19 protein-coding genes are annotated in these 15,709 nt (G+C 42.7%); 15 read left to right on the top strand and 4 right to left on the bottom strand.

Features of this window, described 5'->3' with window-relative positions; genetic code table 11:
* The first annotated feature begins 10 nt into the window (after window positions 1–10).
* The 12 genes from murJ (at window position 11) to FN732_RS03555 (ending at window position 9,498) form a co-directional block, all read left to right on the top strand.
* Window positions 11–1,522, top strand: a complete 1,512-nt coding sequence (murJ, locus tag FN732_RS03500; protein WP_142934766.1) for a murein biosynthesis integral membrane protein MurJ — start codon at window positions 11–13, stop codon at window positions 1,520–1,522.
* On the top strand, window positions 1,523–2,275 hold the full coding sequence (gene lgt / locus FN732_RS03505; RefSeq protein WP_142934768.1) for a prolipoprotein diacylglyceryl transferase: 753 nt from the start codon (window positions 1,523–1,525) through the stop codon (window positions 2,273–2,275).
* Window positions 2,275–3,189 carry a branched-chain amino acid transaminase gene (locus FN732_RS03510; RefSeq protein ID WP_142934769.1) on the top strand — a complete coding sequence of 305 codons (915 nt, stop codon included), beginning with the start codon at window positions 2,275–2,277 and terminating at the stop codon, window positions 3,187–3,189. Before lgt ends, FN732_RS03510 begins: the two co-directional genes overlap by 1 nt.
* A gap of 8 nt (window positions 3,190–3,197) precedes the next feature.
* The gene (locus tag FN732_RS03515; RefSeq protein WP_142934771.1) at window positions 3,198–4,625 is read left to right on the top strand and encodes an ASKHA domain-containing protein; all 1,428 of its coding nucleotides are present in this window, start codon (window positions 3,198–3,200) and stop codon (window positions 4,623–4,625) included.
* Complete coding sequence (locus FN732_RS03520; RefSeq protein ID WP_142934774.1) at window positions 4,622–4,876, top strand: DUF4911 domain-containing protein; 255 nt, start codon at window positions 4,622–4,624, stop codon at window positions 4,874–4,876. Before FN732_RS03515 ends, FN732_RS03520 begins: the two co-directional genes overlap by 4 nt.
* Window positions 4,857–5,270 (top strand): type II secretion system major pseudopilin GspG, encoded by a 414-nt coding sequence (gene gspG, locus FN732_RS03525; RefSeq protein ID WP_142934776.1) that lies wholly within the window; start codon window positions 4,857–4,859, stop codon window positions 5,268–5,270. Before FN732_RS03520 ends, gspG begins: the two co-directional genes overlap by 20 nt.
* Entirely contained in the window at window positions 5,270–5,992 is a 723-nt protein-coding gene (rlmB, locus tag FN732_RS03530) for a 23S rRNA (guanosine(2251)-2'-O)-methyltransferase RlmB (RefSeq protein ID WP_142934779.1), read from the top strand. Before gspG ends, rlmB begins: the two co-directional genes overlap by 1 nt.
* A 42-nt stretch (window positions 5,993–6,034) precedes the next feature.
* On the top strand, window positions 6,035–6,433 hold the full coding sequence (locus FN732_RS03535) for a hypothetical protein (RefSeq protein WP_142934781.1): 399 nt from the start codon (window positions 6,035–6,037) through the stop codon (window positions 6,431–6,433).
* Between the two features lie 15 nt (window positions 6,434–6,448).
* On the top strand, window positions 6,449–7,459 hold the full coding sequence (locus FN732_RS03540; RefSeq protein WP_246051316.1) for a two-component system sensor histidine kinase NtrB: 1,011 nt from the start codon (window positions 6,449–6,451) through the stop codon (window positions 7,457–7,459).
* Window positions 7,444–8,799: a sigma-54-dependent transcriptional regulator gene (locus FN732_RS03545; protein ID WP_142934783.1), complete on the top strand. Its 1,356-nt coding sequence runs from the start codon at window positions 7,444–7,446 to the stop codon at window positions 8,797–8,799. The genes FN732_RS03540 and FN732_RS03545 overlap by 16 nt, the downstream gene beginning before the upstream one ends.
* Before the next feature lie 96 nt (window positions 8,800–8,895).
* On the top strand, window positions 8,896–9,153 hold the full coding sequence (locus FN732_RS03550; RefSeq protein WP_142934785.1) for a 4Fe-4S binding protein: 258 nt from the start codon (window positions 8,896–8,898) through the stop codon (window positions 9,151–9,153).
* Between the two features lie 30 nt (window positions 9,154–9,183).
* Entirely contained in the window at window positions 9,184–9,498 is a 315-nt protein-coding gene (locus FN732_RS03555) for a ferredoxin family protein (protein ID WP_142934787.1), read from the top strand.
* Here the strand turns inward: FN732_RS03555 and FN732_RS03560 are convergent.
* From FN732_RS03560 to prfA, 4 genes are all read right to left on the bottom strand, one after another.
* Window positions 9,495–10,358 (bottom strand): hypothetical protein, encoded by an 864-nt coding sequence (locus FN732_RS03560; RefSeq protein ID WP_142934789.1) that lies wholly within the window; start codon window positions 10,356–10,358, stop codon window positions 9,495–9,497. The genes FN732_RS03555 and FN732_RS03560 overlap by 4 nt on opposite strands.
* Entirely contained in the window at window positions 10,359–11,405 is a 1,047-nt protein-coding gene (gene hemE / locus FN732_RS03565) for a uroporphyrinogen decarboxylase (protein ID WP_142934791.1), read from the bottom strand.
* Window positions 11,405–12,541, bottom strand: a complete 1,137-nt coding sequence (locus FN732_RS03570; RefSeq protein ID WP_142934793.1) for a radical SAM/SPASM domain-containing protein — start codon at window positions 12,539–12,541, stop codon at window positions 11,405–11,407. The genes hemE and FN732_RS03570 overlap by 1 nt, the downstream gene beginning before the upstream one ends.
* Window positions 12,542–12,605: 64 nt before the next feature.
* Window positions 12,606–13,694 (bottom strand): peptide chain release factor 1, encoded by a 1,089-nt coding sequence (gene prfA / locus FN732_RS03575; RefSeq protein ID WP_142934795.1) that lies wholly within the window; start codon window positions 13,692–13,694, stop codon window positions 12,606–12,608.
* Window positions 13,695–13,775: 81 nt separating this feature from the next.
* Between prfA and FN732_RS03580 the strand changes: the two genes are divergently transcribed.
* From FN732_RS03580 to FN732_RS03590, 3 genes are read left to right on the top strand one after another with little or no spacing between them, the layout of a single operon-like run.
* Window positions 13,776–14,369, top strand: a complete 594-nt coding sequence (locus FN732_RS03580; RefSeq protein WP_142934797.1) for a hypothetical protein — start codon at window positions 13,776–13,778, stop codon at window positions 14,367–14,369.
* A 10-nt stretch (window positions 14,370–14,379) separates the two neighbouring features.
* On the top strand, window positions 14,380–14,766 hold the full coding sequence (locus FN732_RS03585; protein WP_142934799.1) for a PaaI family thioesterase: 387 nt from the start codon (window positions 14,380–14,382) through the stop codon (window positions 14,764–14,766).
* Window positions 14,696–15,667 carry a hypothetical protein gene (locus FN732_RS03590; protein WP_142934802.1) on the top strand — a complete coding sequence of 324 codons (972 nt, stop codon included), beginning with the start codon at window positions 14,696–14,698 and terminating at the stop codon, window positions 15,665–15,667. Before FN732_RS03585 ends, FN732_RS03590 begins: the two co-directional genes overlap by 71 nt.
* The last annotated feature ends 42 nt before the right edge of the window (window positions 15,668–15,709 follow it).

A 15,709-nucleotide genomic window follows, 5' to 3' on the forward strand; every position in this document is an offset into this window, starting at 1 on the left:
AATTCCCCCTATGAAAAAGTCACTCTTAAAATCTGCGGGAATTGTATCACTATCAATATTTGGAAGTAGAATCTTAGGACTTGTAAGGGACATAGTAATTGCATCCCTCTTTGGGGCCGGCAGCTTAACCGATACGTTCTTTGTGGCATTTAGAATTCCCAATTTACTCAGAAGAATTTTCGCAGAAGGGGCATTTAGCTCTGCGTTCGTTCCGGCCTTTTCAAAGAAGCTCAACTTTTCAGTTGAGGAGGCCAAACTCTTTGCAGGTCAGTTCTTTTCTATTCTCCTAACCTCCCTGACGTTAACCTTAATTTTTGGCGAGATTTTTTCTCCCCTTATTGTTAAGCTCATAGCTCCGGGTTTTGTAGGAGAGAGGTTGGTCTATGCGGTGAGACTTTTGAGGGAGATGTTTCCCTACATTTTCCTCGTCAGCTTGGTTGCCTTCTACGGGGGAATCTTAAACAGTTTAGAACACTTCTTTGCTCCTGCATTTTCAACAGCCCTTTTCAACCTTTCGTTAATAATCTTTGGAATTACATTAGGAAGGAGTCTCTCTGTTGAATCCCTGGCTATAGGGGTTGTTTTTGGTGGAGCTCTCCAGGTTCTCCTTCAAGTCTACTTTTTAAGGAAGAAGGACTTCTTTGTTAAGCCTATCTTTTCAACTCAAATCTCTGAGGATGTTAGGAGAACGTTAAAGAACACTATTCCCGGGATTTTCAGCTTTGCCGTGAGGCAGGTCTCAATGCTCATAGATACCGTTATAGCCTCCTTTTTGAAGGCAGGTGCAATTTCATACCTATACTATGCAAACAGATTTGTTCAACTGCCCCTTGGAATGTTTGCAATAGGTCTCTCTCAGGTTTTACTTCCAAGGCTCTCTAAGAGAAGTGGAGGGGAATTTAGGGAGGAGCTTAAAACGGGAATTCTCCTCTGCTCTGCAGTAATTGTTCCCTCTGCCGTCGGCTTAATGTTTTTGGGAAAGGCAATCGTTGACCTTGTTTACAACCACGGAGCATTTAACGATGAGAACTTAAACGGAACCTACTACGTCCTTTTGGGTTACTCCTCAGGCCTTTTCTTCTTTTCACTTGAAAAGATAATAACAAATGCTTATTACTCCTTAGAGGAGTTTAAGCTCCCTGTAAAAGTGGCCGGCTACACCCTCACGTTTAACCTGATTGTAGACCTATTTTTCTGTTTTGTTTTAAAGCTTGGAGCTCCCGGTTTGGCCCTCGGAACGAGCTTAACCTCACTTTTAAACGTTCTAACACTCATCTATTTCTTCCGTAAACTCTTTAAAATTGACCTATACAGAACCGTTTTTAGAAGTGGATTAAGGTACCTACTTCTCTCTATTCCCGTCGGAATAGCTGCCTTTTTAGGAAACTCTATTTACTTTCTCCAAAATTCACTTATTTTAAAAGTCTCTGTTCTCTTCCTTACAGTGGTAAGTGCTGCTGCTGTTTACTTCTTGACCCTTTTTATTATGAAGGATGAAATAGTCAAGGTTTTGGAGGAATAGATGCATCCGATACTCTTCAAAATAGGACCCATCACGATTTACACCTACGGGGTTATGGTAGCCTTAGGAATTTTCTTTGGTTCCTGGATTCTCCTAAAGCTTTCAGACAGGGAAGGTATTCCAAGGGAGGATGTTGTTGATACTGCCTTTTGGTCTGTTGTTTCAGGATTCTTAGGGGCCCGACTCTTCTTCTTTATATACAACCCGGAGTACCTTCACCCCTGGTACAGAATACTATTTATATGGCAGGGTGGGCTTGTCTGGTACGGCGGAGTTCTCTTTGGAGCTCTAACGGCCATCTACTTCATCTACAAGAGGAAAATTCCCGTCTGGAAGTTTGCCGATGTCGTTTCAATTGCCCTATCCGTCGGCTTGGGATTTGGGAGAATTGGCTGCACAATGGCAGGATGCTGTTACGGTAAGGTGTGCCACGCTCCCTTTGCAATTGTCTTTAGAGACCCTCATTCTGCAGCTCCTCTCAACGTTCCCCTCTGGCCGACTGAACCTGTTTCAGCTGCTGCAAACTTCCTCATTGCCGGCATTCTCTACCTGATATACAGGAGGAGGAGATTTCCAGGGGAGGTTTTTGGCTTCTACCTAATCTTCTACGGAATTTTCAGATTTCTCATAGAGTTTGTCAGGGCAACTCCTAAGGAGATATTGGGGACGTTCAGTAACAACCAAATCATTAGTATTATAATGGTCACTGCAGGAATTCTGATTCTCATTTACAGGAAAAAGGAGGAAACATAATGTCAAGGTATGCTTACTTTGAGGGAAAGTTTGTTCCCATTGAAGAGGCAAACATAAATATACAGACAAACTCATTCCACTACGGAACTGCCGTTTTTGAGGGAATAAGGGCTTACTGGAACGAGGAGAAAAATCAGCTCTTTGGTCTGTTCTTTAAGGAGCACTACGAGAGGATGCTTTTAAACTGCAAGATTCTAAACCTTCAGGTTGAAAAGAGTCCTGAGGAGTTGGTGGAAATAACCGTAGAGCTCCTAAGGAAGTGCAACCACAGGGAGGATACGTACATAAGACCTATAGCCTACTTTTCAGACCTCAAAATCTCTCCAAAGCTCATAGGATACAGGACTGAGCTTGCCATCTATACCGTTCCACTTGGAAACTACTTGGACCTGTCGAGGGGACTGAAGGCAAAAACATCAAGCTGGCACAGGATTAACGACACGATGATTCCGGCAAGGTGTAAAGTTGCAGGAGCCTACGTTAACAGTGCCTTTGCAAAGACAGAGGCACTCCTCAACGGATACGATGAGGCCATAATGCTTAATCCCGACGGAACGGTAGCAGAGGGGAGTGGGGAGAACGTTTTCATTGTTAGAAACGGAAGGTTAATAACTACTCCTTCATCATCAAACATTTTAGAGGGAATAACGAGAAATGCAGTAATTGAGATTGCAAAGAGTGAATTGGGAATTGAGGTTGAGGAGAGGCCGATTTTGAGGAGTGAACTCTACGTTGCAGACGAGGCATTCTACACGGGAACTGCAGCACAGGTTGCTCCGATTGTCCAGATTGACCACGTGACGATTGGAAACGGGGAGATTGGGAAGGTTACAAAGGAGCTCCAGAGGGTTTACTTTTCAATCGTTAAAGGAGAGAATGAAAGGTACTCTCACTGGTTAACTCCTGTTTATTAAGGTTTAGGATGAGGATTTACATAGAGGTTCCTAAAGGTAAAACCCTCTATCAGATTCTAAGGGAAAAGGGATTTATGAGGTCCGCCTACTGTGGCGGACGGGGAATATGTGGAAAGTGTACAGTTAAAATCGGCGGTAAGGATGAGGTCTCCTGTTTAGTCTGGGGACCCTTTAAGGGTGAGGTTGAGTTAGATGAGGAGAGGTTAGTTTCAACCGGAGAGAATCTTCCGGACATTGAGGTTGATGAGGATAAAGGGGGATTTGGTCTTGCTGTTGACCTTGGAACTACTGGAGTTGAGGGAGCTCTCTTTGACCTATCAACCGGTAAGTTTCTGAGGAGCCTAAAAACCCTGAACTTTCAATCGGCATTTGGGGCCGATGTAGTTACGAGAGTTGAGCTTTCTAAGGAGAACTATGAAAAGGAGAGGGAGCTCCTTTTAGAAACCCTCTCCTTCCTAATCAAGGAGTTTAACACTCCAATATCTGAAGCTGTTGTAGTTTCCAACCCTGTTATGCAGCACTTTTTGTTGGGAGCTCCAGTTTCTGGATTTGAGAGGTATCCCTTTAAATTAGAAATTGAGGATGAGGTCTACATCAGTGGTAAAGAGTTAGGTTTGGGTGATTTTGAAATCTACGTCCCTCCTCCATTAAAGAACTTTATAGGCTCCGATTTCCTTTCAAACCTCTTGGTTTTGATCCAGGATTACTCTTCCTTTGGCGTTGCAGACCTTGGAACAAACGCAGAGATGGGAATCTGGAAGGAGGAGGAGGGAGTAGCTGCTTCAGTTCCTGCAGGACCAGCCTTTGAGGGAGTGGGACTCTTTTCGGGAATGAGGGCAGTAGAGGGGGCAATCTACAAGGTTTTCTTTGACGGGAGGGAATTTAGGTTCCTAACAATAGGAAATTCAAAACCTCAGGGGATATGTGCGAGCGGATACTTTGACCTGGTCTATCTCCTTAAGAGTTTTAGGGTCTTAACCGGTGAGGGAACGTTCAAGGAGGAAGGGACTCCTCCACTCATAAGGGAAAGGATGAGGGAGATAAACGGAGAAAGGGCTTTCGTTCTGTACGAGGATGAGGAAACTGAAATAGCTCTAACCCAGAGCGATGTTAGAAAGTTTCTCCTTGCAAAGGGCGCAGTTTACGGTGGATTAAAGACACTTTCTGAGAGTTTCGGAAAACCGGAAAAGTTCTTCCTATCCGGAGCTTTTGGAAGCCACATAGACAGAAGGAGCGTGAGGGGATTAAAATTGATTCCTGAGGGGTTTCCTGAGCCTAAAGCCGCCGGAAATTTGGCATTGAGGGGGGGCTCGCTATTACTTGGAAGCTCTAAGTACAGGGATAAATTAAAGGAGATAAAGGAGAGAGTGGAACCAATAGAGCTTGCAACGAACAAAACCTTCGAAAAGGCTTACATAGAGGGAATGGAGATTTGAGGGAGTTAATAAAGGGAAGAAACTTGGTTTATAGGGTTAACCCTAAGGACATTGCCTTTATAAACGCCATCTTTGAGTGGTACCACGAGATTGCAACTGTTAGGACGAGAGACCCGAAGGAAGGACTCATAGAACTCTGGATAGCCCCAGACTTTTTTGATGAGGCAATGAAGGCGGTTGATTACCTGAAGAACTTTGTTGAAAAAATGGAATTTGTTAGAGAGGTAGGAGATGACTGGTGGAGAGAATAGGAGAAGAGGTTTTACCCTCTTAGAACTGATGATTGTAATCGTTATCTTGGGCCTGATAGCCGGCCTTGTAGGATTAAAAATCATAAGGAGGGGTGAGGAGGCAAAGGCAACGTTAACCCAGGTTCAAATGAAAAACATTGAGGAGGCCCTAAAACTTTACAAACTCCACAACTCAATCTATCCGACAACCGAACAGGGGCTTGAGGCCTTAGTTGAAAAACCTGAAACAGAACCAGTTCCTAAAAACTGGAAGGGACCTTACATTGAAAAGGTTCCAACGGATGCATGGGGAAACAAATTTATCTACATATCTGACGGAAAACACTACACCCTTATCTCCCCCGGTCCCGATGGAGAGGAGGGAACGGAGGACGATATAAAGGTCAGCAACTGATGGTAATTTACGGAGTAAACCCGGTAGCTGAGGCGATAAGGGCAGGTTATCCGATTTTAAAAATATACGTAGATGAAAACTTTAAGGACAGGGAAAGGGTTCTTCCCTTAGCAAGGAAGAGTGGAATTAAAGTTCTCAAAACCAATAAGAGAAAGCTTAAGGAAATCTCAAAGACGGAAAAGCACCAGGGAATAGTTGCCGTCGTCTCTCCCGTAGAGCCAAGGGAATTTGAGGAGCTCTTAGAGCTGACCATTAGTGAAAACGGATACCTGATTTTCTTGGACAGGATTGAAGACCCTCACAACTTAGGGGCAATCTTCAGGTCTGCAGACGCCTTTAGGGCTACAGGAATAGTAATACCGAAGGACAGGAGTGCAACGATAACCGATACCGTGGTAAAGGCCTCAACGGGAGCTCTCTTCTACGTTCCCTTCTCCGTTGTAAACAGCTTTTCCCATGCACTAAAGAAGTTTAAAGAGGCCGGAGGCTGGCTGATAGGCCTTGAAAAGGGAGGAAAGCCTTTAAGTAAATTTAACTTTCCTTTTCCCTTAGGTTTGGTTGTCGGCTCTGAGGGGAAAGGAATATCGAAAACGACGTTAAAATTAGTGGATGAAGTTGTTGAGATTGAAATGGGCGGCCACGTAAACTCCCTCAACGTTTCAAACGCAACCGCTATTGCCCTCTACAGAGTATTCTTGCAGAGGTTTATTTTAAAAACTTAAAGATTAAATTATTTCCTTACCAAACAGAGAATCGGAGGAGAGATGGAAGAGTTAAAGGGTAAGTTGGTCTTTATTCAGTTAGGAGGAGGAGAGGCCTCAGTTCCAACATCAGGAGTTTTAGGGATTGTTGAGGAGATAACACCTGAGGCTGTTAAGTTGAAGGAAGCCGGAGTTTTTGCCCTTCTTCCGACAACAAAGGGAGCTCAGGCAACAATAATGCCGTTGGACCCAACTGCAAACGAGCCCGTAGAGGCTTACCTCTTAAAGTCCCAGATTGCTGCAATCGTTCCCGTTGGAGACAGGTCAAGGTTAAAGGAGTTTCATCAGCAGTTTAAAGCAGCTGCAGCCGGAATAGAGCTCCCATCCTCTGGAGCAATAGACATTTCAAAACTTAAGGAATTCACTAAAGGAGGAAACAAGGGAGGGCTCTCCATAACTTAAGGGGGAGCTCTCCTTTTGGAGCTGACCTTGAACCTATCCTACGAGGACATCCTCTTTTCCATTCCGTTTCCCTGTGCCGTTTTAAACTCAAATGGAGAAATTTTAACGGTAAATCAAAAGTTTGAAAGCCTTACAAATAAATCGGTGAAGTTTTTAAAGGGAAGGAAAATCTCTCAATTTTTAAGTTGTCAAAATATTGAGGATGCCCTAAGAAGGTCCCTCAGGGAAAACATGGAAATACACGGATTGGATTGTGGAGACTTTGTCGTTTTCATATCACCTCTCTTCAAATCCTCCCAGACGGTAGGAGCCCTCCTCATAGCAAAACCAAAATTGGAATCTCCCTTTGAGAAGGATATTTCCCTATTTTTAAAGGGACTCTCCCACGAAATAAAAAATCCGTTAAGTGGAATAAACGGAGCTGCAAGACTTCTTCTAAAATTAAAGTCTTACGATGAAGAGCTCGTTCAGGTTATTGTTTCTGAGATAAAGAGAATAGAAGGTTTACTTAAAAACATTCTTAAAAGTTTTGACTTTTCGCACTTAAACGTAAAGAAGGAAAACCTAAACAAGATTGTTAAGGAGACCTTTTCACCTTTACAGCACAGGTGTAGAGAAATTGGTATTAATTATTCCCTCTTCTTTGACCCCTCACTTCCGGAGATTCCCGTTGACTCAGAAAAACTTAAACAGGCCCTTTTCAATCTAATGAAGAACAGCATTGAAGCATTAGAAAAAAGTGAAAGGAAGGAGCTTAAAATAGAAACCGGTTATGCGATAAGGCCTTCTGATTTTGCTTATATTAAAATAACTGATTCTGGAATTGGAATGGATGAGGAAACTCTGAAGCGGTTTGGAATTCCATTTTTTACGACGAAGGAAAAGGGTACAGGTATAGGTTCCTTCATAGCAAAGGAGATTGTAAAGGGGCACGGGGGTGAAATATTAGTTGAGAGCTCCCCAAAAAGGGGAACAACCATAACAATTTTAATTCCAATGAAGAGGAAGGGTTGGCAAGAATATTAGTAGTGGATGATGAAAAGAGCATAAGGCTTGTTCTTAAAAAGTACCTACAATCTAAGGGGCATGAGGTATTAGAGGCAAAAAATGGAGTAGAGGCTGTTGAGATAGCAAAGGAAAATCCTCTCGATCTTGTTTTCCTAGACCTTAAAATGCCGGAAAAGGGGGGATTTGAAACGTTAGAGGAGTTAAAGTCAATTCCTACCGTTATTCTAACTGCCTACGGGAACATAGACTACACAGTAAAGGCAATAGACCTCGGAGCTTCAGACTACATAACAAAGCCGTTTTCTTTTGAAGAGATAGATAGGGTAATTGAGAAGTTAATTCCAAGTCACGAAGGTAAGAGTGATTTTCCCGAAGAGACAACGGGAATTGTTGGAAGAAGTAAGAGGATGCAGGAGATTTTCAAAACTATTGCAAAGGTTGCAAAGAGCTCCATAACGGTTCTCATAACGGGAGAGAGTGGAACTGGAAAGGAGGTTATAGCAAGGGCAATTCACAATTACTCCAACAGAAAGAATAAACCCTTCGTTGCAGTTAACTGTGCAGCACTTCCAGAGAATCTCCTTGAGGCGGAGCTCTTTGGTTACGAAAAGGGAGCATTTACCGGAGCGGTTTCTTCAAAAAGGGGGCTCTTTGAACAGGCCGATGGAGGAACGCTCTTTTTAGATGAAATTGGAGAACTCCCCCTCCACCTCCAATCAAAACTTTTGAGGGTTCTTCAGGAAAAGGAGATAAGACCCATTGGAAGTTCTAAGAGCAAGAGAGTGGACGTAAGGATAGTAGCCGCAACAAACAGGAACTTAGAGGAGGAGGTTAAAAAAGGAAACTTCAGGGAGGACCTCTTTTTCAGGCTTAACATAGTTAGGATAGAAATTCCTCCCCTAAGGGAGAGAAGGGAGGATATTATTCCGCTTGCTTACTTCTTTATAAACAAGTTTTCAAAAGAATTTAAGTTAGAACCTAAAGAGCTTTCAAGCGATGCAGTAGACTTCCTCCTCTCCTACGACTTTCCAGGAAACGTTCGTGAGCTTGAAAATATGGTTTTGAGGGCAATGGTTCTCTCATCCTCTCCCGTCCTTACACCTCAGGACTTTAATTTGAGGAGAGGGGAGAGGGTCAATTTGGAAAGTATAATAAGCGACTTTGTTGGAAAGGTCTTTTCGATAGAGCAGAAGGAGGAAAACAACCTTTACGAAATAGTAATAAAAAGCACCGAAAGGGTTTTGATAAGGGAAGTTCTAAAGAGGTGCAACTTTAATCAGGTAAAGGCTTCCAAAATATTGGGAATCCACAGAAATACACTGAGAAGAAAGATTAGGGAATTGAAAATAGAGCTTTGACAAAAATCAATTCAATTATACGTATCTTGGAATATTTTAACCATTAGTATAAATTTAAGATTACGAAGTGTAGATTTTAAGAAAGCAGGTTATACAATGAAATTGACAAATGGTAATAGTTCAAAAAATCAAGTAATTCTTACCCAGGATGGTTCTCCCTTCATCCCTCAGTACCCTTCTGGAATAAACTACGCCAAGTGTACAGGCTGTGGCGAGTGCGTTGAGATATGTCCTCAGAACTGTATAGAACTGATTGAACTTAATGACAGGAAAGTTGCTTCAATAACAAAGATTGAGCTCTGCATAGGGGATGGATTCTGTAAGATTGTCTGTCCTGAGGATGCCTTCCTCTGAGGGATTGGTTGCTCCGGTTCGGAGCAGGAAGTGGAGGTTAACGAAGAGGAGCTCCTGTCTGACGAAAACGGTAACTACGCCTATTTAACGTTTGGAGGTTACCTATACACACCTAAGTATCTAAAGGACATAGACCACCTAAAGTGCCAGAACTGCGAGAGGTGTTTGGAGCTCTGTGAAACGAGGGGAATAGATGAAAATGGAAATATTATTCCGGAGTTTCCTGAAATATGTTCGGGATGTGGCCACTGTGGAAACGTATGTCCTGCACAGAGTATAGAGGCCAAACCTATTCCCCTCAAGGAGATGATAGAGAGGGTAAGGAAAAGGAGAAATACTCGCTAAGAGCAGGTTTTAACTTTTATTCCCCAGTTATCAATTATCTCCATTAAGTTCGGTTTTTCTTTAAGAATTTCCTTAATTTCCCTCAAATTGATAGGATTTTTAGGCCTCAGCTCTACTTTTAGACAGACCGGATTATCAATAAAGTTCTCTAAGGGCTTACCGATTCTGAGGTAAATATCCCGATTTCTAAAGTTGCTCCTTATCATTGTCTTTATCTCACTTTTTGCCCTGTCTTCACTTATTCCCTCTTCTTGAGCAGTATATTTGAGAAATTTCTCAAATATCCCTCTGTTTCTGATAGTCATAGATAAGTAGTCCAATTTCCCCCTGTTTAAAAGGGAGCGATAGGTTGTCCTTCCCTCAAAAATTCTCTCCATCAGGGGATAACTTAAACTACTGAGCTTTACTTTAAATTTAAAATCTCCTAAACCTTCCAACTTTGAGGTTAAATATCCAAACAGGCTGTCTTCAGAGAAGGAATACCCCCCTGCAAGGTTAAAATCCACTTTATTCCCTAAAATCGAGTCAACAAAGGGAAAGTCGAGGGAGAACACGCCATTCTTTACGTAGAAAAAGAACTCGGGAGGAAATTTCTTCTCTCTAAAGGTTGCGGGGAGGTCTATGAATAATTGTCCCAAATAGACGTAAAAGAGGGAGCCCTTTACTGTAAAGTCTGTGAGAACCAAATCGTTAGTTGCCAACTTATACTTAATGTTTGAGTAAAAGACGGCATAGGGAACTTTTGAAAGTCTCCTATCCAACTTTTCCTTTATTTTTGCCGTTGCAAATGTTTCAAGAGCAAAGTACGATGAAATAAGAGCTCCGATAAGGAGAAAAAAAAGGATTAGAGCTCTCCTCATCTAACTCCTCAGTTCCCTACTTATCCTGTGGACAGTTTCAACTAAAAACCTGGCCTTCTTAGGGTCTGTTTGAGGTAGGATGCCATGTCCCAAGTTGAATATGTGTCCTCTTGCCTTTAGTCCTTCCTTTAGGATTTTCCTGACCTTTTCCTCTATCAAACTTTCGTCTGCAAAGAGTGCTACAGGGTCCAAGTTGCCCTGAATAGACTTGTTGATTCTATCAAGGGCAAACGGTATCTCTGTTTTCCAGTCCAAGCCTATAACGTCCACGTTGAGTCTGTTGTTAACCTCTAAAAGGTGTGAGGAGTTTACTCCAAAGTGGATAATTGGAGTTTCAGGGTGGCGTTTCTTTAACTCGTTAACGATTTTCTCTGTGTACGGAAAAACGTACTTTTCATAATCTTCCCTTGATAAAACCCCCATCCAGGAGTCAAAAATCTGAACGAGGTCTACTCCTGCCTTAATCTGAGAGGATAGGTACTCCGTTACAGTTTCTGTGAGCTTTGTCATGAGTAGGTCCCAGAGCTCTATCTTGTTCCACATCGCTGACTTTGCAGCTATGTAGTTTTTGGAGCTCCCTCCCTCCAAAATGTAGCTTGCAAGTGTAAATGGAGCTCCCGAAAAGCCTATGAGAGGTCTATCTGTAAGTTTCTTTTTTATCAACTGGATTGTTTCAAGAACGTAAGGGAGTTCCTTTTCAGGTTCTGGAACTTTTAGCCTTTCAACATCCTCTACTGTTTCGACTTTTGGCTCAAGGACAGGGCCTCTTCCTTCAACAAATCTAACGTCTATTCCCATCTTCTCAATGGGAACTAAGATGTCAGAAAAGAGAATTGCCGCATCAACTCCTATTTCCTCTATCGGAATAAGAGTAACTTCGGCGGCCAGCTCTGGATTTCTACACAAGTCCATAAAGCTCCCGGCTTTTTCCCTTATTCTCCTGTACCTCTCTGAATACCTCCCAGCCTGTCTCATTATCCAAACGGGGGTATAATCCGTTTTCTCTCCCCTTGCAGCCTTCAAAATCGGATGTTCTTTAAGGGACATTAAATTCCTCCACTCTCTTTTTTAGAAAGGTCTAAACCAGGAGACTTAAGACCAATTCTCATTTTTACAGGTACGTAGTTGCAGATAGGGTCCTCCTGCATGTAGTCTCCGTACTTCCAGTAAGCTCTAACCCTGCATCCGTTACATATCTTCACGTATTCACAAACACCACACCTTCCCTTGAACTCCTCAATTTTTCTCATGTCCTGCATTATTTTGGACTCAAACCAGGCTTTATGGAAGGGAACGTCAAATACGTTTACGTCGGATTCTGGAAAGTAACTGCAGGGTCTTAGCCAGCCGTGGCAGTCAATGTAGGCTATCGACTGACCTGCAACGCATCCCTTTCCTCCACCTGTACCGAAAACTAAATTTCTCCTCTTTAAGTCAAGTCCATCCCTTTTTGCATTCTGATAGAAAATCCTGTAGTAGTGAGGAGCACATGTAGGACGGACGAGAATTGTGTTATCCCCCTTTAGGATTAACTCCTTCTCAAGTTCGTAGTGCCAGTTTAACCAGTATTCAGCTTCTTTATCGTTTAAGAGCTCCGCATTTGCCTCCTCACCCCTTCCAACGGGGAGAACTATAAACATGTACCAGGCCTTAGCTCCAAGCTCCCTTGCCTTTTTGTAGACGTTTGGAATGTCAAAGGCGTTTCTCTTAGTAAATGAGGAGTTTATTAAAAACGGAATTCCGTGCTTTCTAAAGAGCTCAGTAGCCCTAACTACACCTTCAAAGGCTCCAGGCTGCTTTCTAAAGTCGTCGTGAATTTCAGGAGTTGAGCCGTCCAACGATAGGGAAACCATCCTTATTCCAACTTCCTTCATCCTTCTGCAGACTTCATCGTCAACCAACGTTCCGTTGGTTGCTATACACATCCTAAATCCAAGTTTCGTTCCGTACTCAGCAAGTTCCCAGATGTCCTCCCTGAGAAGTGGCTCCCCTCCCGTTAAGACAACGGTTGGTTTAGAGAGCTTTGATATATCGTCAAGGAGCCGTTTACCGTCCTCCGTTGAAAAGTCTCCCTGCTCAGACTCAATCGTTGACGAGGAGCGGCAGTGGATACACTGCAAGTTACACCTCCTCGTTATTTCCCAGGCAATCCATTTTGGTAGAAATTCCTCCTTAACAGCCATAAAACAGCTCCTTTAAAAGGTCTTCTGATGCAAATTATAGAGGAATAGTAAAAATTTCAAGAAACTAATCCTCTTTAACGAGAGCCTCTATTTTCTTTTCCTGTTCTGCTGCTGTAAGGGCGTCTATCATCTGGTCTAAGTCACCGTCCAAGAACTCCTGAAGGTTGTAAAGGGTTAACTTTATTCTGTGGTCTGTAACCCTTCCTTCGGGGAAGTTGTAGGTCCTTATCTTCTCACTTCTATCACCACTTCCAACCTGAGAACGCCTTGCAGAGTCAAGTTTTTCCTTCTGCTCCCTCTCGTAGAGCTCCTTAAGCCTTGCCCTCAGAATTTTCATTGCCTTTATTCTGTTCTGAATCTGAGAGCGTTCGTTTGAGCATGTTACAACGATTCCCGTTGGAATGTGAGTTATTCTAACTGCAGAGTCTGTTGTATTGACGTGCTGTCCACCTGCTCCTGATGAACGGTAGGTGTCTATCTTTAAGTCCTTCTCGTTTATTTCAATGTCGACCTCTTCTGCCTCGGGAAGAATTGCAACAGTTGCGGTTGAAGTGTGAATTCTTCCCCCCGATTCAGTAACAGGTATTCTCTGAACCCTGTGAACTCCCGATTCAAACTTTAGCCTTGAGTATGCCCCCTTTCCTGAAATCATCGCAATAACTTCCTTGATACCACCGAGTCCAGTCTCGTTCAGTGATAGAATCTCAACCTTCCACCCTTTTCTCTCGGCGTACCTTGAGTACATCCTAAAGAGGTCCTGAGCAAAGAGAGCTGCCTCCTCTCCACCTGCCCCAGCCCTTATCTCCAAAATGACGTTCTTCTCATCGTTAGGGTCCTTAGGAATGAGGAGCTTCTTTAACTCCTCCTCCAACTTTTCAACCTTGTCCTCCAACTCCTTCTTTTCCTCTTTTGCAAGTTCGACTAACTCCTCATCCTCCTCAGAATCAATAACTTCAATTGCCTCCTCTATTCCTCTCTTTGCGTTTTTGTACTCCATGTAGGTTTCGTATATCGGCTGAAGCTCCTTGTGCTCCTTTGCAAGGGTCTGAAATTTCTTCTGGTCGGAAATAATTTCTGGGTTACTGAGGTTCTTTTCAATCTCCTGGAACTTCTTTACTATATTTTCAAGTCTTGTCTCAATTGCCTTTTCCATACTCTACTCCGGATAAAGTTTTCAAAATAAAAGAATAGCCTATAAAATTAAGGTTGCAATACAGAAAAGTCTGGAGGAACTGTGAAAAAATTAATCCTGACCCTATCTGTTTTCCTCTTTTCGTGCGGAGGTCCTAAGTTTAACGTGGCTTACAAGTACGTTCCCCCAGAGGACAACAAAAACTGTTTAAATAGGTGTAGGGAAGAGTACAATAAATGTAACCTTAACTGTAAGAAGGAGTACCAGAACTGTCTTGACGATGCAAGGAAGAGGGCAGAGGAGATATACAAGAAGGAATTGGAAAACTACAGTAAGGAGCTCTCTGCCTACAATGAGGCTTACACGACCTACCAGAGAGACCTTTTAGAGTGGAACAGGAACTACAGGAAGCTCTACAAGGACTACCTCTTTTTCAAAGAGGAGTGTAAAAAGCACAAGCACGACTACTACATCTGTGACAGGAAGTACCAGTTGGAGGAAGCCCTTGATACGCTCAACAGAACAAAGCCAAATCCTCCGGAAAAACCCAAAAAGCCGAATTTTTCTGAAATTCTCTCGGAGCTCTCATCTTCCTGCAGTATGGACTGTGGATGTGGCGAGAAGTACAGGGTCTGCTTTACATCCTGTGGCGGTAAGGTTATTCCCTACAAGTACTGTGTGAAGAACTGCAAGTAGGAGGAGCTCTATGGAGATAAAAACACACAGGAAAATCGACCAGGAAATTTCTGGAAAGCCCGTTGAGATAGCCCCGGGATATGCAAAGGTTGTTTTAGAGACAAAACCGTTCATGGCAGCAGATGAGAAGGGACTTGTCCACGGAGGGTTTATATTCTCTGCTGCAGACTACGCCGCTATGCTCTCTGTGAACCACCCAAACGTTGTCTTAGGTTTTGCAGAGGTCTCATTTTTAAAGCCTGTGAGGGTTGGAGATACGGTTGAGTTTGTTGCAGAGGGAAAGGGAAAGGAGAAAAAGAGAGTTGTTGAAGTTGTAGGATACAGGAATGGAGAAGAGGTCTTCAAGGGAAGGTTTACCTGCTTCACACCTTCAAAACACGTCCTTGAACGTAAGTAAAGAAATTTTAAACGAGGCAGAAAAGGAAGGAAGTGCAAGGGAGTTTTTCTTCTCCCTTGTTTCCCAGCTTTTAAACTTAAAAAGAAGCGAGATAAAAAAACTCAACCACGAGGAATTAATAAAAAAAATTGTTAAGGAAAATGGACTTGAGAAGTTCTTCTTTCCTTCAAAGTCTAAAAATATCTACTCGGCACTCAGAAAGGCATTTAGGCAGAAAAGGACTTTTGAAGTTGAAACTGAGTGGAACAGGAAGCTCAAAAACTGGAGGGAGGAGTTTGAGGAGAAGTTACACGTGGCTTCAACAAAATACCTCATGAATGTGAAAAGTTGGGAGCTCCTCAAGGAGCTCTACAATGAAGGCTGGATACTTCCCTCTTACGTTGTCAATTTTTGTTTAAATAGAGATTTCATGGAATTTATCTCAGAGATTTCAGAGAATGCAGATTTCTTAAAGGCAAGGGTAGAGAACTGGATTAAACTTTCCCCCTTTAAGAGACGGGAGAAAATAGTAAGGGACATTGTAAAGTCCTACGAGCTGAACTGTTTGGAACTTGGAATATATGCCCTCTTTCCGCTATCTGAGGGAGTCGTCTGGGATACGTTCGTTAAGGAAAACACTCTTGAAGCCGATATTGAACAGTTAATAAGGAAGAGAAACCGTAAGTTTGTAACAATTCAGTACGCCGTTAAGCTGTTGGTGGAGAGAATTTTTCAGGAGGAAAAAATACCCGAGTTTTTAGATTGGATTCCCTTTGTTGACTACAGGGATGGTATTTTAAACAGGCATACAATCCAGCACGGAGTTGCAGTTAACTTTGGAACAAAGGAAAACTTCATAAAACTTTTCCTGTTTGTTGACTTTTTGGCAGAAATTATCGGCTACCTGTTAAATAAAAATTAAATTTCCTAAAATAAGGACACATCAAATTTTTGAGGGTTTTCA

The organism is Balnearium lithotrophicum (assembly GCF_900182585.1).
GTDB lineage: Bacteria > Aquificota > Aquificia > Desulfurobacteriales > Desulfurobacteriaceae > Balnearium > Balnearium lithotrophicum.